The 25,200-nt window shown below is 61.5% G+C and carries 25 protein-coding genes; 13 read left to right on the top strand and 12 right to left on the bottom strand.

What is annotated here, in order from left to right; translation table 11 throughout:
- Positions 1 to 24: 24 nt before the first annotated feature.
- Positions 25 to 438 carry a DoxX family protein gene (locus tag WKF55_03240; GenBank protein ID MEJ7758591.1) on the bottom strand — a complete coding sequence of 138 codons (414 nt, stop codon included), beginning with the start codon at positions 436 to 438 and terminating at the stop codon, positions 25 to 27.
- A gap of 68 nt (positions 439 to 506) precedes the next feature.
- Positions 507 to 980 (bottom strand): SRPBCC family protein, encoded by a 474-nt coding sequence (locus WKF55_03235; protein MEJ7758590.1) that lies wholly within the window; start codon positions 978 to 980, stop codon positions 507 to 509.
- A gap of 22 nt (positions 981 to 1,002) precedes the next feature.
- On the opposite strand from WKF55_03235, the gene WKF55_03230 reads away from it, so the two are divergent.
- From WKF55_03230 to WKF55_03220, 3 genes are all read left to right on the top strand, one after another.
- Positions 1,003 to 1,335 carry a hypothetical protein gene (locus WKF55_03230; protein MEJ7758589.1) on the top strand — a complete coding sequence of 111 codons (333 nt, stop codon included), beginning with the start codon at positions 1,003 to 1,005 and terminating at the stop codon, positions 1,333 to 1,335.
- Positions 1,336 to 1,711: 376 nt separating this feature from the next.
- Entirely contained in the window at positions 1,712 to 2,305 is a 594-nt protein-coding gene (locus tag WKF55_03225; GenBank protein ID MEJ7758588.1) for a lipocalin-like domain-containing protein, read from the top strand.
- Between the two features lie 183 nt (positions 2,306 to 2,488).
- Positions 2,489 to 3,751 carry a cysteine desulfurase-like protein gene (locus tag WKF55_03220; GenBank protein MEJ7758587.1) on the top strand — a complete coding sequence of 421 codons (1,263 nt, stop codon included), beginning with the start codon at positions 2,489 to 2,491 and terminating at the stop codon, positions 3,749 to 3,751.
- A 97-nt stretch (positions 3,752 to 3,848) separates the two neighbouring features.
- Here the strand turns inward: WKF55_03220 and WKF55_03215 are convergent, their stop codons facing one another.
- On the bottom strand, positions 3,849 to 4,751 hold the full coding sequence (locus WKF55_03215) for an aldo/keto reductase (GenBank protein ID MEJ7758586.1): 903 nt from the start codon (positions 4,749 to 4,751) through the stop codon (positions 3,849 to 3,851).
- Between the two features lie 104 nt (positions 4,752 to 4,855).
- On the opposite strand from WKF55_03215, the gene WKF55_03210 reads away from it, so the two are divergent.
- On the top strand, positions 4,856 to 5,458 hold the full coding sequence (locus WKF55_03210) for an SRPBCC family protein (GenBank protein MEJ7758585.1): 603 nt from the start codon (positions 4,856 to 4,858) through the stop codon (positions 5,456 to 5,458).
- A gap of 3 nt (positions 5,459 to 5,461) precedes the next feature.
- On the opposite strand, the gene WKF55_03205 is transcribed toward WKF55_03210, so the two are convergent.
- Complete coding sequence (locus WKF55_03205) at positions 5,462 to 6,526, bottom strand: MATE family efflux transporter (protein ID MEJ7758584.1); 1,065 nt, start codon at positions 6,524 to 6,526, stop codon at positions 5,462 to 5,464.
- A 19-nt stretch (positions 6,527 to 6,545) separates the two neighbouring features.
- On the opposite strand from WKF55_03205, the gene WKF55_03200 reads away from it, so the two are divergent.
- The 3 genes from WKF55_03200 (at position 6,546) to WKF55_03190 (ending at position 7,954) form a co-directional block, all read left to right on the top strand.
- On the top strand, positions 6,546 to 6,821 hold the full coding sequence (locus WKF55_03200; protein MEJ7758583.1) for a hypothetical protein: 276 nt from the start codon (positions 6,546 to 6,548) through the stop codon (positions 6,819 to 6,821).
- A gap of 252 nt (positions 6,822 to 7,073) precedes the next feature.
- Entirely contained in the window at positions 7,074 to 7,565 is a 492-nt protein-coding gene (locus tag WKF55_03195) for an OsmC family protein (protein MEJ7758582.1), read from the top strand.
- The gene (locus tag WKF55_03190) at positions 7,562 to 7,954 is read left to right on the top strand and encodes a hypothetical protein (GenBank protein MEJ7758581.1); all 393 of its coding nucleotides are present in this window, start codon (positions 7,562 to 7,564) and stop codon (positions 7,952 to 7,954) included. Before WKF55_03195 ends, WKF55_03190 begins: the two co-directional genes overlap by 4 nt.
- A 2-nt stretch (positions 7,955 to 7,956) precedes the next feature.
- On the opposite strand, the gene WKF55_03185 is transcribed toward WKF55_03190, so the two are convergent.
- On the bottom strand, positions 7,957 to 9,015 hold the full coding sequence (locus WKF55_03185) for a DUF1028 domain-containing protein (protein ID MEJ7758580.1): 1,059 nt from the start codon (positions 9,013 to 9,015) through the stop codon (positions 7,957 to 7,959).
- Between the two features lie 106 nt (positions 9,016 to 9,121).
- Here WKF55_03185 and WKF55_03180 point away from each other — a divergent pair, with 106 nt between their 5' ends.
- Both WKF55_03180 and WKF55_03175 read left to right on the top strand, forming a co-directional pair.
- Positions 9,122 to 9,739, top strand: coding sequence for a sigma-70 family RNA polymerase sigma factor (locus tag WKF55_03180; protein ID MEJ7758579.1), 618 nt, complete (start codon positions 9,122 to 9,124; stop codon positions 9,737 to 9,739).
- Positions 9,736 to 11,895: a serine/threonine-protein kinase gene (locus WKF55_03175; GenBank protein MEJ7758578.1), complete on the top strand. Its 2,160-nt coding sequence runs from the start codon at positions 9,736 to 9,738 to the stop codon at positions 11,893 to 11,895. Before WKF55_03180 ends, WKF55_03175 begins: the two co-directional genes overlap by 4 nt.
- A 59-nt stretch (positions 11,896 to 11,954) precedes the next feature.
- On the opposite strand, the gene WKF55_03170 is transcribed toward WKF55_03175, so the two are convergent.
- The 7 genes from WKF55_03170 to WKF55_03140 all read right to left on the bottom strand — a co-directional run bounded on the left by WKF55_03170 (position 11,955) and on the right by WKF55_03140 (position 21,499).
- A complete protein-coding gene (locus tag WKF55_03170; protein MEJ7758577.1) occupies positions 11,955 to 14,093 on the bottom strand; it encodes a prolyl oligopeptidase family serine peptidase in 2,139 nt (712 codons plus the stop codon).
- Positions 14,094 to 14,153: 60 nt separating this feature from the next.
- A complete protein-coding gene (gene sixA / locus WKF55_03165) occupies positions 14,154 to 14,663 on the bottom strand; it encodes a phosphohistidine phosphatase SixA (GenBank protein ID MEJ7758576.1) in 510 nt (169 codons plus the stop codon).
- 27 nt (positions 14,664 to 14,690) lie between these two features.
- Positions 14,691 to 16,793: a S9 family peptidase gene (locus tag WKF55_03160; GenBank protein ID MEJ7758575.1), complete on the bottom strand. Its 2,103-nt coding sequence runs from the start codon at positions 16,791 to 16,793 to the stop codon at positions 14,691 to 14,693.
- A 22-nt stretch (positions 16,794 to 16,815) separates the two neighbouring features.
- Positions 16,816 to 17,124, bottom strand: a complete 309-nt coding sequence (locus WKF55_03155; protein ID MEJ7758574.1) for a hypothetical protein — start codon at positions 17,122 to 17,124, stop codon at positions 16,816 to 16,818.
- 209 nt (positions 17,125 to 17,333) lie between these two features.
- Positions 17,334 to 20,024 carry a protein kinase gene (locus WKF55_03150; GenBank protein ID MEJ7758573.1) on the bottom strand — a complete coding sequence of 897 codons (2,691 nt, stop codon included), beginning with the start codon at positions 20,022 to 20,024 and terminating at the stop codon, positions 17,334 to 17,336.
- Positions 20,025 to 20,386: 362 nt separating this feature from the next.
- Positions 20,387 to 20,782, bottom strand: a complete 396-nt coding sequence (locus WKF55_03145) for a nuclear transport factor 2 family protein (GenBank protein MEJ7758572.1) — start codon at positions 20,780 to 20,782, stop codon at positions 20,387 to 20,389.
- 60 nt (positions 20,783 to 20,842) lie between these two features.
- On the bottom strand, positions 20,843 to 21,499 hold the full coding sequence (locus WKF55_03140) for a hypothetical protein (GenBank protein MEJ7758571.1): 657 nt from the start codon (positions 21,497 to 21,499) through the stop codon (positions 20,843 to 20,845).
- Positions 21,500 to 21,549: 50 nt separating this feature from the next.
- On the opposite strand from WKF55_03140, the gene WKF55_03135 reads away from it, so the two are divergent.
- From WKF55_03135 to WKF55_03120, 4 genes are all read left to right on the top strand, one after another.
- Positions 21,550 to 22,524 carry an NAD-dependent epimerase/dehydratase family protein gene (locus tag WKF55_03135; protein MEJ7758570.1) on the top strand — a complete coding sequence of 325 codons (975 nt, stop codon included), beginning with the start codon at positions 21,550 to 21,552 and terminating at the stop codon, positions 22,522 to 22,524.
- A 58-nt stretch (positions 22,525 to 22,582) separates the two neighbouring features.
- On the top strand, positions 22,583 to 23,437 hold the full coding sequence (locus tag WKF55_03130; GenBank protein MEJ7758569.1) for a tetratricopeptide repeat protein: 855 nt from the start codon (positions 22,583 to 22,585) through the stop codon (positions 23,435 to 23,437).
- 120 nt (positions 23,438 to 23,557) lie between these two features.
- Entirely contained in the window at positions 23,558 to 23,824 is a 267-nt protein-coding gene (locus tag WKF55_03125; GenBank protein ID MEJ7758568.1) for a DUF2277 domain-containing protein, read from the top strand.
- A gap of 106 nt (positions 23,825 to 23,930) precedes the next feature.
- Positions 23,931 to 25,163 carry a DNA polymerase IV gene (locus WKF55_03120; GenBank protein ID MEJ7758567.1) on the top strand — a complete coding sequence of 411 codons (1,233 nt, stop codon included), beginning with the start codon at positions 23,931 to 23,933 and terminating at the stop codon, positions 25,161 to 25,163.
- Positions 25,164 to 25,200: the final 37 nt, after the last annotated feature.

Here is a 25,200-nt window from a genome sequence, read left to right as displayed (position 1 = left end):
CTTCGGACAGCGATTCCCGAACCGCTACCCACGCCCTCCGATTACCAGTCTGTCCTCATCCCGAAACGCCATCAGCACGAGCACTCCGGCAAATACAATCAGCGACGGATAGAAAAGCGCGTTGGTCTTTCCAAGGTACCAGCCCCACGGATCGAGGACCGATCGCCAAACCCCAACGAGCGTAATGCCGGTGACAATGGCGAGAATCACGTACGCGTATTGCCGTAGAATACCAGCGATGACCATCAAGCCGAGTAGAATTTCGGCGATGCCGAGAGCAGGCATGAGCGACGCGGAACTCATGAGACCAAAGTAGAATTTCTCCGCCACTCCAATCCCGTGCGCCGGGTTCATCAGCTTGTCGGCTCCCCAGACAATCATCAGCAGTCCGAGCGAGATTCGAAGGAAAAGCAGCGTCACACCCCTGGCATTCGACATGGGAATCTCACTTGAAGAGTTCAACTTGCCCCGCTGGCTCGAGACCATTACCGGAATCCAGTCATGGGTTACAGTATGTATCTCTGGCACGTGCTCGAGCACAAGGAGCCGCGATATGGCGTTTTCACGCTGTTCATCACGCTGATCTCGATCGTGATGCTTCCACTGCGCTTCGCTTTCATTTCAGGGTGTGAGTCGAAGCACGGGCCGTCCGACGCCATCTGCGAGAGATGAGCGATCCTAGCTGACCGCTCGGAATCTCGCTTCGCCGTTTTTTCACCGATGAACTTCCGGATGTTCCCGGCCTGTCCGGCCCATCCGCTGGAGTTCATGCTGAACGCTTTCGCACGGCGCGACTCGGGGATCGCGTCGAAGCCCGACTCGACGATAGTGAGCCGCGTGCTTTCGCCCAGATCCTCGAGCGTGAACGACACCAGCGTCGGCGGCTCGGCCGAATAATCGACGTCGTTCTCGACGGCGTACGGGTGCCAGCGGAAGGAGAAGGACCGCTCCGGCTCGATTGTCTCGATCCAGATCGTCATCGTCATATGATCATAATTGCGGATGCTGATCTTTCCGCTCAATTCCGCGCCGGGGGGTGAATGGCGTCGTAAGCGACACGCCGAACCAGGCGTTGAACTGGGCGACGTCGGTGAGCGTGCGCCAGACGCGCGAGCGCGGCGAGTCAAGGGTCACATGCTTTTCGATGCGGTCGGCGGAGGCGGTTGTTGTCCCATAACGCCACTCGATGTCGAGATCGAGGAAGATCGTACCATCTTGTATGGGTTCGACACCACGGACTCCATGCTCGCGCCATTTTGCGGAGGAAAGGACCTCCGGTCAGAGCACAAGCGCATCTCTCACTCCAACGAGTTCGCCGTGCCAAGCGACGGGTGAGTTCACTGGGCTGTCATGGCGTGGAAAAACATAAACGCGCCTGAAAAAACTGAACCGTTGTTTACTGTTTGCTCGTTGCGCGCGCTGTCATATCTTTGGCTTCTGAACACCTGAGGGATTGTCATCTCTTTAAATCGTTTCTGGAAGGCATCGAAAGCTGAAGACTGGATCAGCTTTATTGCTCGTCGCCTTCACACCATTGCTGGCCTCTTGCCATGACCGTACAGGTAAAGCTCGTTCGTTGAAATCGTTGACCCTGCCCGCACGCGCACCGCGGCGGGCAAACGAACGGCTCGCCGTCTCCGCAGCCGAATTGACACTTGGCGTCCAGCGCGGATTGTAGTGTCGTCATGCGGTATCGCGGGGTAACCACGCTGTGAGCGCAATCCGTCGTTCTCTGCATGTGCCGAAACTGCTAGCTGTCTCCGCCGTCCTGGTGATCTGTTCAACGGGTTGCGCATCAGCTTCAGGAAGCGCGCCGGCGCTGGTCATCACACACTCAGCCGCAGTACCGGACGCTCGCGCACTGGTCGGAACCTGGCGCCTCGTATCGTTCGAATCACGGCTGCCTGGCGGGCAGATTCGGTATCCGATGGGGCGCGTAGTTGCGGGGCAACTCATCTACGACGCCGTTGGCAACGTATCGGCGCACATCATGGATGTCTCGCGCCCCGCGTTTGCTTCCGGCGATCGCGCGATGGGCACCGAAACAGAGGTGCGCGCGGCGTTCGTTGGATACCTGGCGTACTACGGTACCTACGCCGCCGATCACGCTCGCGGAACTGTGACACACCACATTGCAGGGGCATCGTTCCCGAACTGGATCGGTCGCGATCAGTTCCGAATCTTTTCGCTCGACGGCGACCGGCTCACGCTCACCACCCCGCCGATTCGCGCGGGAGGCGAGGACCTTGTCACCGTTCTCATATGGGAACGAACGGTAACGACTCAGCGAGGGCGGATTCCGTAATACGGACACCAGGCACGATCGGATCCGATCTCCCCGCTACCTGATTACCTCGATCGCCGCACTCTCACCGCGGCCAGGTGAACCAACTTCCGCGATGAGATGTTAAGATGCGGAGCGACGAACTGAAGAATCACTGATGTCACGGCTGTCGACAAACCTGTCCTATCCCTTCCACGGAACTGCATGATGACAACCGCCGTCGATCTTACTTCTCCAGTCGCGTCAGTCGCCGAAATCCGCGCTCAATTCCCGGCGCTCGATCGCATCCACAACGGAAATCAGGTCGCTTACTTCGATGGACCTGGCGGCACCCAGGTGCCCCGAAGTGTCGCCGATGCGATGGTGGACTATCTCTATCATCACAACGCCAACACTGAGTGGGCGTATCCCACAAGCGCAGAAACGGACGCTGCGCTGGCATCAGCTCGCATGACTTTCGCCGACTTCCTGAATGCCTCGGCCAACGAGATTGTATTCGGCGCGAACATGACGACGCTCACCTTCCATGTCTCGAGGGCGCTCGGCCGCAGGCTTTCCGAGGGAAACGAGGTCATCGTCACCGAGCTCGACCATCATGCCAACGTCGACCCGTGGCGCGAGTTGGCCCGTGAGCGGGGTGTCACCGTGCAAACCGTAGGGATGATTGCCGAGACAGGGCAGCTCGACTGGGACGAATTCGAACGGCTGCTGAGCCGGAAAACGAAGCTCGTCGCGATTGGAGCCGCGTCGAATGCGCTCGGAACGGTGAACGATGTTGCCCGCGCCACCAGGATGGCTCACGAAATGGGCGCGCTGGTTTTTGTCGACGCGGTTCACTTCGCGCCTCACTTTCTACCCGACGTGCGGGAGCTGCAATGCGATTTCCTTGCATGCTCCGCGTACAAGTTCTACGGTCCGCACGTTGGTATTCTTTACGGCAGGACCGAACTGCTGGAATCGATCGACATCCCCAGGCTGCGTCCAGCGCATGACACCGGGCCGGAAAGATGTGAAACCGGTACTCTCAATCACGAGGGAATTGTCGCGGCCGCGGCCGCCATCGACTTCTTTGCATCATTGAGCTCATCGGGAACGAGCAGGCGCGGGCGTCTCAAGGCGACATATGCCGAGCTGCACGCTCGGGGCATGGAGCAGATCTCGGCAATGTGGGAAGGTCTCTCAGCAGTCGAGGGAGTTCGCCTCTACGGGCCGCCTCCAGAAATGCCGCGCACGCCGACAGTTGCGTTCACTATCGAAGGCATGAGTTCCCGGGAAGCTGCGCGCAAGCTCGCCGATCGGGGTGTCTTCGTTTCGAACGGCGATTTTTATGCTGCTACTGTCGTCGAGCGATTGGGGCTCTCAACTGAAGGGCTCGTCCGCGCGGGCGCGGCCATCTACACAACCATGGATGAAGTATCGAGGCTGGTGGAAGGTGTCCGCCTCCTCGGCTACGCTTCCCGCGCATGAAGGCCGCCGGCGCTCCTCAACCAGACGGGCGTTGAGAAGCGGTTCGGCTTCGCGCCGCACGCGAACCCTTGATCTCGCTTTATGGAGACCGGCTCACTCACAACACTCTGAAGTAATCCGCCATCCTCCGCCGAAACGCGGCATCCGGCATTCGGCCGAAGCCGGCACCCATGTTCTCAGACATATGCGCACGCTGCGAGGTGGCAGGGATTGCACACGTGACGGCTGGGTGCGACACGACAAACCTGAGAAAGAACTGCGCCCAGTTCTGAACGCCGGCCTCCGCAGCCCAGCCCGGTAGCTGCTTCCCGCGCACGCGGTCGAATAGCCCTCCGCCATCGAGCGGCCGATTGATCATCACGGCGATCCCGCGCTCTTGCGCCAGGGGCAGCAGGCGGTCTTCGCCCGACCGATCTGCCAGGTTGTAGGTGAACTGCACAAAATCGAGCGGCACTTTCCTCATGATTTGTTCGAGCAGATCGTGCCGGCGACCGTGCGACGTGGTTACGCCGATATAGCGCAGCCGTCCGTCCGCTTTCATGTCGCGAAGTGTTTCGAGATGAGCTTCCCAGTCCAGAAGATTGTGCACCGCGAGGAGATCGAATCGCTGGATGCTCCATAGTTTCCGTGACGACTCGATCTGACTCACGCCGAGCCGCTTGCCGGGTACCCACACTTTGCTTGCGGCAAAGGCTGCTCGCCGGGGCCTCATCTGCTGAAGGAGAGCACCGACGACGGGCTCCGAACTTCCATACATCGGCGACGAGTCTATCACCCGCCCGCCGCGATCGAAAAACTCCTGAAGCACTAGCCGCAATCCGGCCCGCGATTCAGCCGAGCGGCCGACATCGAAAGTCTGCCATGTTCCCATGCCGATGACAGGTATGCGCTCGCCACTCGACGGAATGATCTTCGTGATGGGTTTTGCCGCCTGCGATTGACTCAGCACCGGCAGGGCGGAATAAGCAGCCATCGACTTGATGAAATGTCGGCGCTTCATGAATGGACGGGTATTTTGCGTGAAGTCATATTCCTTTCGACAGAGTCGCTGCGCTTGACCACGGCCACAGGGCGTATGATGCACGTTTACGACCGACGTCATCGATGAGACAATTCTCGCGTGAAATCGACATCGCGGCACCGCCACAACGTGTCTGGGAAGTTATGTGCGAAGTCGAGCGCTGGTCCGAGTGGACGTCATCGATTACAAGCATTGAGAAGCTGGATTCAGGGCCGCTATGCATTGGCGCAAGATACCGGATTCGCCAGCCGAGGTTGCCCGCCACCGAATGGACGGTAACCGAGATCGATCCGCGCAAAAGCTTCGTTTGGACTGCCCGCCGCCCGGGGGTGGTGACCACGGGGAGGCACTCAGTCGCCGCAGCGGATCAGGGCAGCAGGGTGACGCTGACGTTGCATTATGGCGGCAGGCTGGGCGGATTAATCGGCAGGAAGTTCGGCAAGCTGACCGACCGATATCTGGCGCTCGAGGCAGTGGGTCTGAAGGTGCGGATCGAGGGTCAGGGAGCGACCGCCCTCGACCCGAAGCGCCTGACGTTCGTCCCGGGCCCGTACGTCGACGTTGTCTTCGTTGCAACTGGGCAACGGTGGCCCTGGCTGGAACCCCTCCTTAGACGGCTCGGCTATTTGATGGCATGGCGAATTAGGCGTCGTGAGTTCCGCGCCGGTGATGATGACCCTCGCTGACTGCTAACCGCCCGGCTCCGCCTCGAAATTCAACCGTCGCCCGAATTCCCGCCGCAGCAGCAGCATGCTGATTACGAGCTGCACGAGCACCGACCCGACCGAGAGAAACCAGATCCAGCGGAGCTGGAATCCAGGCGACTTCGCGAGAAGAATCGAAGGAATTGCGACGAGCAGAACCCGGACACCGGAAGTGATCAGCGACGGAATCGTGTTGCCCATCGCCTGAAACATGCTCGACCCGACGAAAATCACGCCCGACGCGACAAAGCTGTACGACACGATACGAAGATACTCTGAGCCAACATCGATCACGGCGGGGTCGCTCGAGAAAAGTCCTACCAGTGGGGCCGGCGCGAGATGACAAAGGATTGCAAGGACAAACATTACGCCTGCGGCCATGATCGCCCCATGCCGAAAGGTGTCCCTGACGCGTTGCGGATGCTTCGCACCAAAGTTCTGCCCGGCAACGGGAGCCACTGAAAATCCGAGCGCGACCGCTGGCATGAAGCCGGCCTGAACAATCCGCATTCCAATTCCGAATCCGGCCTGAGCCGCGGGGCCGAACGGTCGTGTGATCGAGTACACGATGATGAGATACAGAGCAGTGATCGCAAACTCAAATCCCGCTGGAAGGCCGATGACCAGCATCTTCTTCCAGGTGGCAGGGTGGGGGCGCCAGTCGGCGATCACGAATCTCAGATACGACTCGCGCGGAAGAAAATATGTGGCCAGCCAGACGACACCGATAACGATCGCAATCAGTGAAGAGATTGCCGCACCGGCGACTCCGAACGCACGGCCCGTCCCCCAGCCGAAGATCAGAATCGGGGCGAGAATCATGTTGATCACCACAGTCGCGCTCGAGACGATCATGCCGGGTTTGAAGTTGCCGACCGCCCGCAGGGCTGAACCCATCGCCACAAGACCGAACTGCAGCGCCATCGCCGGGATGAACCACAGCAGATACTCATTGGCCAGCTCCGCTGTTCTCGCATCGGCGCCCAGGGCCTGTGAATAACTCGTGCGCGCCGCGAGTCCAACGATCAGGAAAAGCAATCCCGCTATCATCGCGAGCACTTGCGACTGGTTGAACAGAAAAGCGCGCCTGATCGTGTTCCTGCCGGCCCACAGCGTGAGACACCACCGTTGTCGTACCGACGCCGAGCATCCGCGTCAACGCGAGCACGATGAACGTCAGATTGCCGGCAATGCCCACCGCCGCGACCGCATCCGTCCCGAGTCGCCCCACCCAGTAGAGATCGATCAGGAAATACAGCGTCTGAAACGCCATCGTCACGAGCATGAAGCTCGCCGCTTTCAGGAGATGGCGTGTGACCGGTCCGGTGGTGAGATCCTGCAATGATTAACCCAATATTGGGAGCCATTCGGAGGGGCGCGTCTTATAACGCCCAGAAATCGAGTGCGATCAGAATACGGAAATGAAAAGAGGGAGCGCAAATGCGCCCCCTCTTTTCACAACCCCTCTGCTTCGTATCAGTTCAAATTCTGCACCGTCACGCCTGTGTCGTCTGAGCGCGAGGATATGCCCCGCCGGCGGCGGTAGACCATATTCCTCACTGCAGATCGGCTCCAATTCCTACGGCAGAAGGCGTCCATGTCAAAAACGCACGAGTACACAACCCGGCTGGAATGGAACGGCAATCTCGGCACAGGCACATCGACTTACGCCGGGTATGGCAGGGACTACACCGTAGCTGTGCACGGGAAGCCTGATATGCGCGGAAGCGCTGACCCGATGTTTCGCGGGAATCCCGCGCTGAACAACCCCGAAGATCTGTTTGTCGCGTCAATCTCGGCTTGTCATATGCTCACGTACCTTGCGCTGTGCGCCCGAAAAGGCGTGTCAGTCGTCGCGTACGAGGACAATGCGCAGGGTATGCTCGTGCTCGACGCCGACTGGAATGGCAAATTCGAGCGGGTCGTCCTGAACCCGGTTGTAACGATCGACGACGGGGAGAAACAGTCCGTTGCAATGGACCTGCATGAGGAAGCGCACAAGGCGTGTTTCGTCGCCGCGTCCTGCAGTGTGCCCATCCACCATGCTGCGATTGTGAGAGTTCGTTCGAAGACTGAATCTCAGCAATGAAGGACTTGGCGATAGAACTCGATGACTGTCCCGGAGCGCTGGCCGAAATGGGTGAGGCGCTGGGCCGGGCGGGGGTAAGTGTCGAGGGCGGAGGTGCCTGGGTGGTGCACGGACGCGCCATCGCGCATTTCCTTTTCACCGACGGCGAAGCTGCTCGTGATGCGCTGGAAGGCGCCGGGATTCGTGTGCTTGCCGTTCGCGACGAAGTTGTCCAGCGTCTCAGGCAGGCGGTGCCGGGTCAGCTAGGCGCGCTCACGCGGAGGATGGCCGACGCTCAGGTCAACATCGAAGTGCTATACAGCGATCACGGCAATCAATTGATCCTCGTTGTAGATGATGCAGTGAAGGGGAGGATGGTAGCAGATACGTGGTCGAAGGAGTGGGCTTGACATCATCGCCGGACGGCGGTGACCTCCATCAATTTTTCCCGGACTGCGCGCGCTTTCCCCGCGCGATTCAGCGCTGACCACAGCCGCGCGACGGTCTCCGCATCGACCAGCCCCGAAGGTGATCCCAGCGATGGGCCCGCCAGCTTCTCCGAAAAGCGGAACGCATCGACCGCTACGACTGTCTCAGCGTTGTAAACAAGCGCGGTGGAGTCGCGCGCGAGCTCCGGTGTGCCAGGGCGATAAGCGCCAAGTGCATGCAACATCACTTTGAGTTGCCAGACATCATTTCCGGCGAAATGCTCGAGCGTTCGGAAGCCGAGTGTCTGCGAGATTGTGTTGTAGATGCGGCGGAGCTCTGCCACTGGGTCGGGATGCTCGCAAACGTTGATGAAAGCAGTAATCCCGTCCGTTCGGCGGGAACGGCCCGGCCGCGGGTCGGCGACCACCACCGCGGCGGATTGCGAACGGCCCTTTCTCGCGTCGCCCCCTGCCGCGTGTCCGGCGGCGATGGCATCGATGAGACGATCTGCGAGGTGACGCGGAGTGCCGGCGGTCGCTTCGAAATTTGCGGCGACTGCGTCGAGTACCGCTGGACCGACGAGCAGATTCCCCTGAGCGACGTAGTTGGGACCGGCTCGATGACCCGCCCACGCCGTCGTTCCAGCGCCGGTATGCTGGGCGCTTCGGCCATCCGTCGAGATCACTCCGACCTGCCTCTGTGCTGCTCCGGTGTCCGCAGCGATCTGTCGCCGAAGCGCTTCGGCCGGCGCCATGCCCTTTGCCATCCGATCGAGAATCTGCGGGCCGTGTTCCGTGCGTGTTGCCGCCTGGGTTGCGACAGCGCCGACACCAGCCCGTACCCACGGCACCCCATTGCCGACGCACGCGACGCGAGTAGTGACTGCGACTCCGGATTCCTTCGTTCGCGGATCTACCGCGGCGATCGAGAACGTATTGAACTCGAGGGTTTCTCCCCAGCTCGCGGGTTCCTGTGCCGCAAGCGGCGTATTTATTGTCGCCGCCACCATGCACGCTGCGACCAGCGGAAATAATTGATTCATATTGACAATGTAGTGACTATCGCGGACGCCCCTGCCGGCGTGACACCCTGCCTGCCCGCAACGTCCCGGCACACGGGTTCAAATAGTTGACTGGCCGGTCGCCCGGTTGTATCGTCGCTCGGCCACGCACAATGGAAGGATCGTCACTTCACCATCCGAGTCTTCGGGATCAGACGTAACGCAGCTCCTTATGGCGTGGAGACGAGGCGACGAATCCGCGATAGATCGACTCCTGCCGATTATCTACGAGGAGCTGCGCCGCGTTGCAGATCGCGCGATGAGGCGAGAGTCCCCGGGTCATTCACTGCAGCCCACGGCTCTTCTGCACGAGGCATATCTCAAGCTCGTAGACCAGGACCGCGCGGTATACCGGAGCCGGGCCCATTTTTTCGCGATAGCCGCGCAGGTCATGCGCCGAATCCTTGTTGATCACGCGCGCGAGCGACTGGCTGCCAAACGCGGTGGCGGGGCGATTCAGGTGACACTCGATGGCGTAGTGGCGGGTGCGGAAGGATCGGCTTCACTCGATGTGATAGTGCTCCATGACGCACTCGACGCGCTTGGTGCGATCGATCCGTTCCAAGCCAGGCTGGTGGAGATGCGATACTTCAGCGGCCTGAACATCGAAGAAACTGCCGAGGCTCTCGATGTGTCCCCGGCGACGGTCAAGCGCGAGTGGGTGATTGCGCGCAGCTGGCTTCGCCGCGCGCTTGGTGCGGCGTGACGCCCGAGCGCTGGGAGGAGATCAAGACTGTTTTCTCGGCGGCCCTCGCGGCGGAGCCCGCAGATCGATCGGCCCTCATCGCCAGTCGCTGCGCGGACGATGAGGAATGTCGTACTGAAGTCGAGTCACTCCTCGCTGCGCATGATGGTCCCGACAGCATCCCGGGCGCGCGCAAGGCGATAGCGGAAACCGCCGCCGAAATTGCGGTTGAGCAGGATTCGGAATACCGCACGGTGCTCGAGAAAGCCCTCGCACCCCATTACGAAATCGTCCGCCAGCTTGGACGCGGTGGCATGGGTGCCGTCTATCTGGCAAAGGAAGTGGCGCTCGAACGGTTGGTAGCGATCAAGGTGCTGCGGCCCGATCTGCTCGTTTCGGTGGAGGGCCGCGAGCGCTTTCGGCGAGAGGCTCGCATTGTTGCCCAGCTTTCACATCCCGGAATTCTTCAGCTCCACACGTTTGGGGAGTTACCGGGCGTGTGGTACTTCGTGATGGGCTACGTTCGCGGAGAATCTCTCGCGGAACGCCTGAACCGTCGCGGCCGCCTTCCATGGATCGAGGCGCACAGGATAATGATGGAAGTGGCGGACGCACTGGATTGCGCGCACCGACTCTCCGTGATTCATCGCGACATCAAGCCGGCGAACGTGCTGCTCGACGAAGAATCGGGGAGGAGCGTACTCGCTGATTTCGGGATCTCGAAGATGCCGGGGCTCACTGATGGGTTGACCGAGTCGGGAATGGTTTTTGGAACTCCTGACTACATGTCTCCGGAGCAGACCCTCGGACTGGCCGACATCGACGAGAGAAGTGACATCTATTCCCTTGGTGCGGTCAGTTACGTCATGCTGTGTGGACGAGCGCCATTCGCTGGCGGCAGTTCGGTTGAGCTGATGCACGCACGACTGTCGCAAGAGCCGGCAGACCTTCTGAAGCTGGTTCCGTCGGTGCCCGAAGAGCTGGCGGCGATCGTCATGCGCTGCCTTTCACGCGACCGCGCGAATCGATGGCCGGACGCCCGCTCTCTGAAGGAGGCGCTTGTCCGCGTCAGAGGGATAGCCGACGACGGACTGCCTGAGGGAATAAAAGATCTGCCAAGTTTTGGGCCGTATGCTTTCATATGGGTATCGGCGTGGGTCTCGTTCGGGCTGCTGACGCATCGATCTCCCGCTGAGCGTGCATTGTTGCTGGTTATTGCGCTGCTCGTTCCGCTCGGTCTCATGCTTCATGTCTGGAACGTGGGGCGCAACGGGATCGGCTCGCTGCAGATGCTGCGCGTTGCGTCGTGGCCTCCCGAGTGGTGGGGGATGTGGTGGCCAAAACGGCTGCGGCGCCCGTCGGATGTATGGACCAGGCTGCCACTGCCGGCTCGAATGACCCGGCTTGCACTGAGCGGAGTGATAGTGCTTGTGCCCTTGATCATGGTGGTCCGCGAAAGACTGACGTCGGCAGGGTCTCGCGTGGCTGACACAGTGTTTTTCGCTATCGAGGGAGGGATGGTCGTGGTGGCGGCAGCGATAACACTGTTCGCGTTTGTCTGGGCACGAAAACAGCGACTCGGTGCGGTCGACTCGGCGCGGTTTCTTTTTGGGGCGACCGCGGCGTCTCCCGTGTGGAGCGAGTCGGCAATGGCTCGCCTTCTGTGGTCATCCAAAGGCCGTGTACGACCGCCGCAGATGGATAGTCCCGCCGATATCTATCGCGCGATAAGGGAGCAGCTTGCATCGCTGGCTGGCGAAAGCATGGAAGTGAGAAAGGCGGCCGAAGAACTCGCGGACAACACCCTCCGAGCTGTGCAGCGCGTCGACAAGGCGCTTGCGTCCCTCGACCGCAACGCAAACGAGTCAGAGGTCGCCAGATTATCCGAGCGCCTCACGATGCTTGGCGGACCTGCGAGTGAAAATACCGGCGAGCAGCGCGAGTTACGGGTACTGCTCCAGCAGCAGCTCGAGGTCGTACATCGAATGCGGGATTCCCATCAAATCACGCGCGGCCGACGCAGGATGCACGTTGCGGTGCTGGAGGGTCTGTGGGCCGCGGTTTCTGCAGCGTCCGGTCGGGCAGGCGATGCTACGCGTGAGGAGTTTGGCGATCGCGTTGCTGCGCTGACGGTGCAACTGGACCAGGACTCGGCGGGCACGGGGCGCGGCGTCTGACTCTGGGTCGTTCAGCGAAGCGTTGGCTCAGTCTATTGCAACGACACCCTGGATCGATTCTACTTGCGGCGGGGCGCGAGCTTGCGCAAAAGAAACTCAGCGGTCGCAGTATTGACACGCACGAAGTTCGAGTGCCGCATGAAGTGATGGGTGTCGTCAGGGATCACCAGCTCCTCGAACGGCACGCCCTGTGCCGAGAGCCGGCGCGCGAGATCCACGGTCTGGCTGAACCTGACGTTACGGTCATCGTCACCGTGAATGAGAAGCACCGGCGACTTCCAGGTCTTCATGTATGAAACCGGCGACGATGTCCACATGGTTTTGATCGCGCGGACAATATCCGGTGCCTCTTCGTAGCGCTCGCGGTTCATCAAGCCCCGCGCTCGCTCTGTCGTCCAATCGTGTACGCCGTGGATGTCGACGCCGGCAGCGAAGAGATCGGAGTTGCGTGCCAGCGCCATCGCGGTGAGAAAGCCCCCGTACGACCCGCCATATATTCCGACCCTGTCTGGATCGACAAACGGCTGCGCTCTAAGCCACTCTGCTGCTCTTCGCACATCCTGGTACTCCGATGCGCCCTGCGCGCCAGCGCGTTTCGCCTGCTGAAAGTCGCGGCCGTAGCCGATGCCGAGACGGTAGTTCACTGACAGTACGACGAAGCCTCTGCTCGCGAGATACTGGTTGAGAGCGTAGGCGTTGGTGTAGTAGTCGGAGTAATGCCAGCCGAGGAGCATCTGTCGTGGCGGGCCGCCGTGCACGTAGACGATGGCCGGCTTCCGACCAGCGCCTCCAGTGTTGAACAGTTGCGAATGAACCGCGATGCCGTCGGGCGATCTGATGATCACCTTTGATGGAACCACGAGCGCGGCTGGGAAATTGGGGGGTATGCGGTCAGCGCCGATCCACGACGGATTGCCGCCACCAGCCGGCATCACCGCGGGAAGCGGGGGGCGCTGTGTCGTAGCACCGATGTAGGCGATCGACCGCCCGTCGCCTGTTACGATCGGGCTCCACTCGAGGCCGGCGCCGGATGTCAGGACTTCGGGCGCAGCGCGATCTATGGGAACCCTTACAATATGGCGGCGGTCAACATCGTTCGAGTCACGTCCGGCGTTTCCGGCAAATAACAGGAACCGGCGGTCGGGGCTGAGTGAGATGTGTTCAGCCATGTAGCTGCCCGGCGTCAACAGGAGCGGCGCGCCACCGCTCGCCGGAATTGAATAGAGCTGCGCCTGGCCGGCTGCGTTGGAGAGGAAGGCGATTCGTTCGCCTGCCCCCCAGTGCAGGTTGGTTCCGCCGTGCGTCGACGGGTACGACTTGTCTGGCGCGTCCCAGATCATCCTCGCTTCGCCGGTCGCTGCGTTTGCGGTCCAGAGCGACCAACGTCTGCGGGGCCGGACGAGAATGGAGTCGGGGGAGCCGCCGCTCCCGGGATTCCGCACGAACGCTATGCGCGTTCCGTCGGGGGACCAGCGTGGCGAAGCGTCGCGCGAGGTGGTCGGCGCAGTCCACAGGATGGGCGTCGAGTCGTTTGTGAATACGCCGATGAATGCGTGGGTGCCGCGCGCGGAGACGAACGCGATCCGGCTGCCGTCCGGCGACCACTGCATCTCAGTGATCTCGCCATTGGCTGTGAATAGCCGCGTTGCGGCGGAGGCTCCATTAGTGGGAACTGTCCATGCCTGCCGGTCTCTCACGAATACCAGCCGGTCGCCGCGTGGCGAAACTTCTGGATCATCGCCATCGGCGAGCAACTTTGGCGCGCAGGGCTTCCCCGTTGCGACGCATCCGTCGAACGGCACACTCCATATCTGCACTTTGGGTGCGGACGGACTTGACGCGGGATTGGGCGGAGTCCCCTGCCAGTTTGCGCTATGCTCGCCGCCGCGAACGTAGGTTACGTGCCTTCCGTCGGCGGTAATCGCGATGCTGGTGAGTTCCTGACCGTCATCGGCGAGGTAGCTCGTGAGACGGCGTGCCCGCCACTGAGGTCCCTCGGCCACCCACACATTTCGCTGGCCGCGTTCATTGACCGCCCACGCGATTCTGCTGCCGGATGCCGAGGCGGTGAGTTCGTTCGGGAAGGGGTAGCTCGTGATCTGCTCGATCGTGAACTGCGCCTGACTTTGCGCGGTTGCGGCCGCGGATGGGAATGTCAGCCCGAGGGCGACGATGATGTGCTTTATGAGAGCTCGCATGGACGAACAATCGGGCTGGGGTGTGGTGATCGCAAGACGTTCTGCGGCCAGGGGGGCCGACTAACGGCGGGCCATTTTCCTCAACTGAGCAGGAGTAAGCAGCCACAGCAGCGTTCCCGAATCGCGGCGTGGCTGCAGCTCGAACTCCAGCAGGCAGGCGCCCCCTTTCTTGAGGAGAATGCGCGACTCCTGACTCGCGGTCAGCAGCCATGTGACGAGTGCGCCAAGATGCGGCTCATGGCCGACTATTCCGAGCACGCTCGTCTCCGTGGAAGCCCCGCACCACTCCTCGAACTGCTCCGGGCGCGCTTCAGGCACAAGCGAGTCCGTGACTTCGGGGTCGTCGATTCCGTAAGCGTCAGCGACAATCCTGGCAGTTTCCATCGCGCGCGTCAGCGGGCTGGTGGCGAGACGGTCGACATCTCCGATTTCATCAACCAGCGCCTTCGCGATCCTTCTCATCTTTTTTTCGCCCGTCGTCGTAATCGGCCGGAGATCATCCGATTCACCGGACTCGGCGAATTTTTCCCTGTCTTTTGCGATGGCGTGACGTATGACCAGCAGTTTCATGATCGATGACCTCGGTGCAGCGTTTGCCTACTGCTTCGGTATCTGACTCAGGAGAAACGCGTACTCGAACGCGATCTCCCTGAAGCGGTCGTATCGGCCCGACGCGCCGCCGTGCCCCGCGCCCGTGTTCGTCTTCAGAAGCAGCAGGTTGTCGTCTTTCTTCATGCTTCGCAGCTTCGCCACGAACTTTGCTCCTTCCCAGTAAGGCACCTGACTGTCGTTGAGAGAAACTTCCACGAGCATTGCCGGATAACGCTGGGCCTTGATGTTGTCGTATGGCGAATACGTCATCATGTAGTCGAACGCCGCCTTGTCGTTCGGATTACCCCATTCGATGTACTCACTTGTGGTGAGGGGAAGGGAGGCATCGAGCATGGTGTTTATCACATCTACAAACGGTACCGCCGCGATGGCGGCCCTGAAAAGTTCGGGCCTCATGTTCACGACCGCTCCCATCAGAAGACCACCGGCCGAGCCTCCCTGGATCATCAGCCGATCATTCGATGTGTACCTGGTCTTCACGAGATAGTCGGCCACGTCGATGAAATCAGTGAACGTGTTCATCTTGTTCATCATCCGTCCGGCTTCACGCCATTCCTCTCCGAGCTCGCCGCCGCCGCGAATATTTGCGACAGCCCAGATGAACCCGCGGTCGAGCAGGGAAAGCCGGCTTGACGAAAAGGCTGCGTCCTGAGACGAACCGTACGAACCGTACGCGTAGAGGAGCATCGGCGCCGATCCATCAATCTTCGTTCCCTTTTTGTACACGAGCGATACAGGTACCTTTGTGCCGTCGCGCGCGTTCGCCCATATCCTGCGCGATTCGTACCCCTGCGCGGCGTATCCCGGAACCTCCTGCTGCTTGAGAAGCTTACGCGATCTGGCCGACATGTCGTATTCGAATGTCGAGGGCGGGGTGACCAGCGAGTTGTAGGAATATTGAATGCGATTCGTGTCGTACTCGGCATTCGATGTCGTTCCCATCGAGAACGCCGGCTCCGACGTCGCCACACGGTGCGAGGCGCCCGTCTTCTTGTCCATGATGCGAAGATATGGAAGGCCGCCCTCGCGCTCGGATAGCACCATGTGGTCGCGAAAGAATTCGACGTTGGAAATCTTGACGCCTGGTTTGCCGGCGACCACATCAGTCCAGCTGGATGGCGCACTGACCGGGGCGCTGACCACGCGGAAGTTTCGGGCGTTCCTGTTCGTTCGGAGGTAAAAGCGGCCGGCGTCGTAATCGGCGTCGTACTCGTGCCCGGTTTCGCGCGGCAGGATTACCCTGAGGCCGGCAGAAGGATTGCCGGCGGGGAGGTAGTGCATCTCCGATGTAGTTTTGGCAGCACTCTGGAGAAAAATCATCTCCCGGTTGAGCGACCGATGAGCATAGACGTCGAAAAGTTCGTCTCTTTCGTTGAACAGCAGGCTCATACTGTCGCCGCCGACGGGGTGCCGCCAGAACTTGTCGGACCGTTTGGTGATCGAATCTTCCGTCGTGACGAAGAGGGTGCGGCCGTCGGTCGACCATACGACGCTGCCGACCCGGGTGACGCGGTCCGGCAGCATCCTGCCGGTACGGAGGTTCTTGATCCGGAGTGTGTACTGCCTGTATCCCGTGCTGTCAAAAGTGAACGCGAGGAGCGAGTCGTCATCGCTGACAACGCGTGCGCCGATGGCATAATAACCCAGACCCTTTGCCAGCTCGTTCTGGTCGAGCATCACCTGTTCCGGGCCGCCCGTAACCGGCTTGCGAACGTAGACTGGGTATTGCTTTCCCGTTTCGGTCTTTGAGTAGTAGAGGTACGCTCCGCGCCGGTAAGGAACACTCAGATCGGTCTGCTTTACGTGGCCGACGATCTCGTCGTAAAGCCGCTGCTGCAGCGAATCGGTGTGTTTCATCTTTGCGACGGTATACGCATTCTCCGCTTCCAGATACGCGCGAACCGCCGGGTCTGCCTTTCGCCTCAGCCAGAAGTAATCGTCGCTCAGCTTGTAGCCGTGGATCGACGTCTCATGCACCTCGCGCGTAGCGACCGGAGGTGGGACCATCGACCCGTTCTGTTGCGCGCCAATCGATGCGAATGGAGTTCCAGACAGCAGTACAGCCATTACCAATTTCAGATGTCTCATGAACTCTCCGGTCAATGGAATCTCAACTTTCGGCGAAGGCGGAAATATGCGTACGCGGCGAGCGCGACGGGCAGATGGACCGGTTGTCAGGGTTTGCCGCCGCGAAGCGCTCGACGTCAGCGAATTTCCGGTGGCCATACTCCGTATCGATTCGCGAGTTGATCTCGCCTGTGATGTACGCGGCGGCGCCAGACGCCTCTGCATGCTGCATCTGCTCGACGCGGTCGCCCGCGCCGGCAACGATGGCTACGTTGGGTCGGAAGAGCCCCTGTTGCAATGACATGGTGACGGTCTGCGCGCGGGTCTCGCGTATTCCCGATCGTGCGTACAAGGCGCATGTGATCTGGATGCCGGCGTAGAAATTTTACTTCAACATTCCCGCGGTACGGCGTGATCCACGCTTCAAAGCGTTGCTGGCGAAGATCAAGATTGCGGAAGACACACCGTGAGGGTCCAGGCACAGACGCCGCGCTCCAGCCGCGATGCGGCTCGTGCGTCGTGCAACCTGACTGGGCTGATGGAGCGACTCGCTGATGCACCCTAACGCATCACGCCGGGAATCGATGCCAGATAGACATCACCCCGGAAGTCCTCGACCCTGCACACGCCCCGCGGCGCGGCCGTCGCGACCGAAACGCTCTGGAGCGCGCAGTGCGTCGGGAGCGTCATGACCCGTTGGGGCGCGCCACCGGACCTGCTATTGACGCGCAGCAGCGACGGCGCGCTGGCACCCGATTCCCAGGCGCCGAAGTAGATAAAACCGTCCGATGACCACGACAGCTTACTGGACTGCACGCTGGGCGCAAACGGTGTAAGAAAGCGAAAGAGCCCGGACGCAAGCGACACCGCACCGAGCGCGAAACCCGTGGGCGTCCGTGCAGCGACGGCAAGTTCCTGCTCGTCAGGACTGAGCGTGCCTCCACGGAGCAGCTGCAGCGAGTCGGGAATGGGCAGGCGTCGACTTGTCCCGGACTTACCGTCAGTGATGACGACCTCATGTCCCGACGGCCCGATCGACACCAATGCTCCTTCGGCAATCGGCAGCGGCGCATCCTGCCCCGGCCAGCGGGATTTACGCAGGACACGTCGCTCACCGGTGTGAAAATCATACGCGCTATAGTCGTCGCCCTCCGATTTCAGAAACGTCACTCGACGCCCATCGGGCGAGATGCCCATGGGAGTATTCCCAGGGCCACGGCTGTTCGTGAGCGCCTCATCGTCCAGCATGCGGTTCCGCGCTCCATCGAGTGGCAAGCGATACAGGTTGTCGCCGGAGGCATTGCCGCGAAGGTAGTACAGAGTGCGCCCATCGGGGGCGATTACGGCACTGCCGTACCACGACGTCCCGGTCGTCACCGGGCGCGGAGGGTCGTTCCCCCCGCCCACGCCAAATACCCACTGGTCCTGCCGTGCCTCGCCCGATATGAACAGCAGCCTTCCGGTGCGTGCAGCAATGTCGAACTCGCCCCGATAGAGCGAGGCAACGCTTGGCATCACGGCGGCGGGCAGCCGAGCGAGGCGACCGTTTCGATCGACGTCGATACGAACGAACTCGTCGTCGCGGGCGGGTGCCGGCAAAAAGGCAAACAACGCCGATCCGTCGGGTGCCCAGCGGATCGTGCGTCGGGTATTCAAAGTGAGTGAGTCCAACACGGTGCCGTCACGCGCGATGAGCAGGATGATCGCCTCATCGCTGAGCGCGATACGTTGTCCGTCGGGAGACCACGCGATCGTGACAACATCACTCTTGGGCACGGACACGCTGTCAACCACGGCGCCCGTTGCGGTCGCAATGATCTGCGCATGCGTGGCAGTCGCGGCCTCGGACGGCAACACGAGAATCGTATCGCCGCTGCCATGCACATCGAAGGGTCCCCGCTCCGCCAGGCGTCGTGCCGTCCCGCCGAGACGCGGGACGAGAAAAATTCCGCTGCGTAGCGAGTCAAGCGTCGCGTCAACGACGAGACTGGTGGCGCTGGCCAGCCATCGGACGGCGCGAATATTCGGCACGTGATTCATGACCCGCACGGCGGTGGACGATCCGGTGTCCTGGACCATGAGCGACCTAAAACACGGTGCGGCAGCGTTGTCGAGATTCTCGTTCGAAAACGCGTCATTTCCAGTATGCTCGCACTCTCGCTCGACAAAGGCGGTCACATCGCCCATCGGCGTGATCGCCGGAAAACCCACCTTCCCGCTGAACGTCATCTGCGTGCGCGCAAAGCCTATGGCGCTTGTGCCGGCGCGCGATGCATCGCGTGGCCACAACGCGGCCGCCATGATCACCATGCCTACAACAAGTCCGCCCACACCCACTTTCCATGTCGTGCCGTGATTCGCTACACGCGTTGCGCTTGCGGCTGCCGTCGCCGACTGCGTGGTCGGGGAAACCGTCTCTGGTGATGCATCGCGCAGCGCAGCGCCGAATGCAGCGGCACTCTCCTGCCGGTCGGCTGGCAATTTCGCGAGCCCCGTGAGTACGGCACGCTCAATCGCGAGAGGAATGGTCTTCCTTGTGAGCGTGAGGCGTTCCGGTTCGGCGCTCATCACCTTCGCGACCACCGCCTGCACGCTGGAACCGGTGAACGGCGGGTCGCCGGTCAACATCTCGTACGTGGTTGCCGCCAACGCATACACGTCGCTGCGCGCGTCGATCACGCGTTCTCCCAGTGCCTGCTCGGGGCTCATGTACTGGGGCGTGCCCAGACTCAACCCCGTCTGCGTGAGGCGTTGCCCACCGGCACTCCGCACGGCGAGCGCGATGCCAAAGTCCGCCACCAGCGCCGAGCCGTCCTGCAGCAGGATGTTCTCGGGCTTGATATCGCGATGAACGATTCCCTGTTTGTGCGCGTGTTCGAGTGCGCTGGCCACTTCGCGCGCGATTTGCACGGCGGTGGCAATCGGGAGTTGCCCTTCGCGCTCGATGCGTGCGCGCAGCGTCTCCCCGGTCACAAGCGGCATCACGTAGTACAACAGGGTGTCGGCCACGCCGCTGTCTAGCAGTGGCAAAATGTGTGGATGCTGCAGTCGGGCCGTGGTTCGAATTTCACTCAGGAACCGCTCGCCGCCGAGCGCTGCTCCGAGATCGGGATGCAGCACCTTGATCGCCACTTCGCGATCGTGTCGGAGGTCGTGCGCGAGATACACCGTGGCCATGCCGCCCGCGCCGATCTCGCGTTCCACGCGATAGCTACGGCCAAGCGCGTCGGTGAGGCGTTCGAGGATGTTCATCGGGGGATGTTACGTGCTCGGCACACAGGCGGAAAGTGCGTCGGCCGCCGTCGGTCATCGTGCACATCATAGACCAGCGGGCCGAAACCGCTGTTGAACGCCCAGGCGACACTTTCGAGCGGGTCCGGCGTTGAGTCGCTCATGCTGAATCCAACTGAGTTTGTGCGTCTAACGACCTAGTGTTGAGCGGCGGGCGCCGCACGGCGCTGAGCGGCCGCACCCGCCGCAGTTCAATATGAAGGTGCGGCCGCGAGCTGGGAAACGGAGTCCCGGGCGCCCGTACGTCTGCAACACTGGGTTAGACCGTACGGATCACGTACGGGGGCCGGTCACTTCGGCGTCGGCGGAGGCGCGTCGGTGTTTCACATGTTTGACTTGAGCTTCCAGCTCCCGTTCACCTGCTGCCACACATTGAGGTACTTGCCGCGCTCGGTCACGTGGTCCGGCCCGTACCTCGCGACGTAGGTGCCTGCATCAACAACGTACTCCGCGTTCCCGTAGAAGTCGGTGGTCTCCTCGCGAAACTCGGTGAGACCGGCGTTGAGGTACTCCACGGTAAAGGCGTGCAGCGCGGGAAGGCCGCTCACTGCGGCAGCGCCGGGCGGATAGGACTTGGCATCCGGGACAAACATCGAGTCGATCGTGGCCACGTCGCCCGTGAGATCCGCATTGGTGAAGCGCTTGTTCTGCTGCGCAATGAGCTGACGGGTTGCGTCCAGATCAAAGGGTCGACGCTCGGCCCGCGCGTGTTCCGGCAACTCCAGCGCGACGTTCTGATTTCCGGCGCTGGTCGCCGTGCGCGAATGCCGCGCTGAGCTTTACTTCATCGTGATATTCGCGGTCTTCTGCGGCTGAATCATGAGATGCGCCCAGGGTTTGCCCGGGTTCATGATCCATGGCCCGCCCTCGACCGGAGTTTCCGCGATGCCGGTACTCTTGTAGGTGGCATACGGGGTGTAGACGACGTAGAGGTACTGCGCGCCTCGCACCGCGCCCGTCGCGGCATCGACACTGTCGCGCGGGGCAAAATACTGATACAGCGCGGCCGCCTTTGCCGGCATCGAGTATCGCCCGGTTCTGACGTCGCGGAGGCGAGTGCTGTCCACTGCTTCCTTTGATTTCTTCATGCCGTGCAGCTCACGCCCCCGCGCCATGAACGATTCCAGCGCCTTGTGATAGCAGGCGACATGGAACTGCTTGCCCGCAGGGTCGTCGGCAACGCAGACCATGTCGTTCGTACCGGATCGGAGAGTGACGAACTTGCCCTGGTCAGTGTATCCGAGAACCTTGGAGTCCTTTTGCAGATTCTCTGGAAGCGGACTGATAGCCGCGGCAATCTGCCGCTCGGCAGAGGGGTAGGACGGAGTTTGAGCCTGGAGCGCCAACGCGGGGAGAACGAGTGGAAGAGCGACGGCGGCGATGCGCAACATTGGATATCCCGTTGGAAGTTGACGAGCGATAATATGTGCTGTCATGCCGCGGCGTGGCTACGCCATCGTATTCACCACCCTCGACTCACGCACCCATGCGCGTTGTAATCATCGGTGCCACCGGCCACATCGGCAGCTATCTGGTTCCGCGTCTCGTCATGGCGGGACACGAAGTACTTGCCGTCAGCCGCGGCCTGCGGCAACCCTATCACGAGTCCCTCGCATGGCGCCACGTTCAACACGTGGGCATCGATCGCGCGGCGGCAGAGGCCGACCGCACTTTCGGTAGCGCGATCGCGACGCTCTCGCCCGACGTCGTCATCGATCTCATCTGCTTCACTCTCGACTCAGCGGCGCATCTCGTTGATGCGCTCCGCGACCGGGTCGAGCTCTTCCTGCACTGCGGCACCTTGTGGGTGCACGGCGTTCCAAAGTCGCGTCCATACGACGAGACCGCTCTGCGGGAACCGTTTGGCGAATACGGCATCCGGAAGGCACAGATCGAGCGATTCCTGCTTGAAGCCGCGGGCAGCGGCTTTCCAGCTTCGGTGCTGCACCCCGGTCACATCACCGGTGCGGGTTGGGTTCCGGTCAATCCGGCGGGTAACCTCGATCTGACGGTTTTTGCACGCCTCGCGCAGGGGGACAAGGTTGCTCTTCCAGACGAGGGGATGGCGACACTCCAGCACGTTCATGCCGACGATGTAGCGCAGGCGTTCGAACTCGCGCTCGGCCAGCCCCACGCCGCAGTCGGCCAGGCTTTTCACGTCGCGGCGCGCGAACCGGTTACGATGACTGACTACGCAAAGTCGGCGTCGTCATGGTTCGGGCGCGATGCGTGCCTCGAGTTTCTGCCTTGGGACCAGTGGAGAACAACCGTAACCGCACAGGAAGCATTGATCACCCACGACCACATCGTGCACTCTCCCGCCGCAAGCGTAGCGAAGGCGGAGGCATTGCTTGGATTCAAACCCATGTACACCGCCGTCGATGCGGCACGGGAGGCCGTGAACTGGCTACTCGACAGCAAGGCGCTTATGCTTTCGGAATCGGCCAGACGGGTCGAGTAATGCGGAAATGTGCGAATGCGATGAAAGACATCCCACATCTGGTGACCGAGGTACGACTATGCTGATTCGGATCGCGCTGTTGATGCTGCTGGTGATTTTCCCCACAGCGTGTAGTCAGAGAGCTCAGTCGAACGGCCTGACTGAAGGGGGCCCTTCGGTTCAATACCGTTCGCCCGCCGGGATCGTGTATCGATCGCAGCCCGACACCGGTGCGATTGCTCGTGCTGAGGTCGCCCTCGCCGCCGATCCGCGCAGCGTCGAGAAAATCATTCAGCTCGGCGTCGCCCAGTCGGGTGCCCGTCAATTCCGGGAAGCAATCGCAACCTTCACCCGCGGCCTTGCAATCGCGCCGGACAATCCTTTGCTGCTGCGCTGGCGCGGTCATCGATACCTGACTGTGCGAGACTTCGATCGCGCGGCGGCCGATCTGACCCGCGGCAGTCGACTCGACAGCACGATCTACGGCATCTGGTATCACCTCGGCGTTGTCCGTTTCGCGCGCGGAGATTTCACTGGCGCAGCAGCAGCTTTTGCGACGGCTCAGGGGCGCGCGCCTGATGCTGGGGAACTGGCTGGGGCGACTGACTGGCTTTGGATGTCGCTCTCCCGCGCGGGACGGAACACCGACGCGCAGGCGATGCTGGCGAGGCGCCCCGATTCGCTGGCGGTATCCAATGCGTACGCGCGACGGCTCAAGCTTTACCGCGGCGAGATCGGCCCCGACCAGGTTTTCACGCCGGCCGACACAGCAGATGTCCAGATAGCAACGTTGAGCTATGGCGTGGGCAACTGGTTCCTGGTCAAGGGAGATACGGCCCGCGCCAGGAGCTGGTTTGAGCGCTCGGTTCGTTCGGGAGGCTGGCCTGGCTTCGGATTCATCGTATCGGAAGCGGAGCTCCGGCGTCTGCGGTGATCTCCAACGGAAGCAGCGTCGCGGTAATCGGTGCTTGCGCCTTCTGGTCTGGCGACTTCGCGCCCAGGAGCGGCGCGGGAACGTTCGTCGTCCCTGTAACCATTGAACGAGGATTGCAGAATGTGCCGGAACATCAAGACACTGGTCAATTTCGAGCCGCCCGCAACCGAAGATGAAATTCGCGCGTCGGCGCTTCAGTTCGTCCGCAAGCTGAGCGGGACGACCCGACCGAGCCGCGCGAACGAAGCGGCTTTCGATTGCGCGGTGGACGAAGTGACCGCCGCGGCATACCGGCTCGTCCATTCAATGAGCACGACCGCGGCGCCGAAGAATCGTGAAGAGGAGGCCCGGAAAGCACGCGAGCGGTCGCTCAAGCGTTTCGCGTGAGCCGTCGCCCGCCGCCGAATCGCTGGTGAGGTTTTTCCCAGATGGTCTCAGTGGTCTCGGTGGTCTCGGTGTCCATATCACCTGTGAGACTAAAGGAAGACGCTGAGTGCCAGACATCCCGCGGCGAATCCTGCTCGCCGACGCCGACGCATTCTACGTCGCGGTTGCGCGGATGATCGACCCCAACGGCGCCGGCCAGGCTCCGCTGCTGATAGTTGGCGGATCGCGCGAAAGCCGCGGCGTTGTCTGTTCTGCCTCATGGGAGACCCGCAAGTTCGGTGTCCGCTCCGCGATGCCCATCGCACGGGCGCTCAGACTTTGCCCCGACGCGATGTGCGTGCCCGTGCCACGCAAGGCTTGTTCGGCGAAAAGCGGCGAGATCCGGAGGGTGCTGGAACGCTTTGCCCCCGGCATCGAGGGCGCGAGTATCGATGAGTGGTATCTAGACCTTGGCGGCACCGAGCGCGTCTATCACCATGAGCACCTCGCCCGTACCGCACACCGGGCGCGCGACGCCGTTCATAACGAGACCGGGGTATCGATCTCGATTGGCGGAGGTACGAACAAACTCATCGCCAAGCTCGCTGTCGAGCGCGCCAAGCCAAAACCGGGCACCGGAGCAGATGGAGTGCACATCGTCGAGCCGGGAATGGAAGAAATTTTCCTGCGTACCTTCGCGCTCGCCGAACTTCCGCTCGTTGGGCCGAAGTTTCAGGAGCGGCTCGCAAAACTCGGAATGACAACCGTCCCTGATGTCCTTCGACACGAGCTGACCACGCTCCGGCAGTGGTTCGGGAAGAGAGAGGCGGAATGGCTCTGGGACCGGGTGCACGGCGTCAGCGATTCGGCGGTGGAGTCAGGCGGCGAAGCAAAGAGCATCAGCCGCGATGAAACCTTCGCGGAAGACTTGCATGAAGACAGTGACCTTGAACGCGAACTGCTGGCGCTGGTCACGCAGGCGGCATTCGATCTACGCGGCGCCGGCCTCGCCGCGCGGACGATCACGGTGCGCATCCGCGACATGGATTTCCGTACACGTTCCGCGCGACGAACTCTGACGGAGGCGGTTGTGTCAGATCGCGTCATTCTGCGTGTGGCCCGTGAGCTGCTGGCGAAACTGCGTGGTGTGCGCCGGGTGCCCGCACGTTTGCTTGGAGTTGCCCTTTCAGCCCTGGCGCATGATCCAAAAGCTGATCAGATGATCTTGTTCTCTGCGGGTGCTGATCTGTCGGCGGAAACGGATCGCGACCGCCTGGTTGCCCGAACCGTCGACCGGGTGAGGGACAAGTTCGGCCCAAAGGGAATTCTGCCGGCATCCCTTACGAGGGATTCGAACTGACTATGTCTCGACCCGCAGCGGGTAGCGGGTAGCGGGT

Source organism: Gemmatimonadaceae bacterium, from assembly GCA_037721215.1.
Taxonomy (GTDB): domain Bacteria; phylum Gemmatimonadota; class Gemmatimonadetes; order Gemmatimonadales; family Gemmatimonadaceae; genus UBA4720.
The sequence above is the reverse complement of the archived record's forward strand: the minus strand, read 5'-3'. Positions and strand labels throughout refer to the sequence as shown.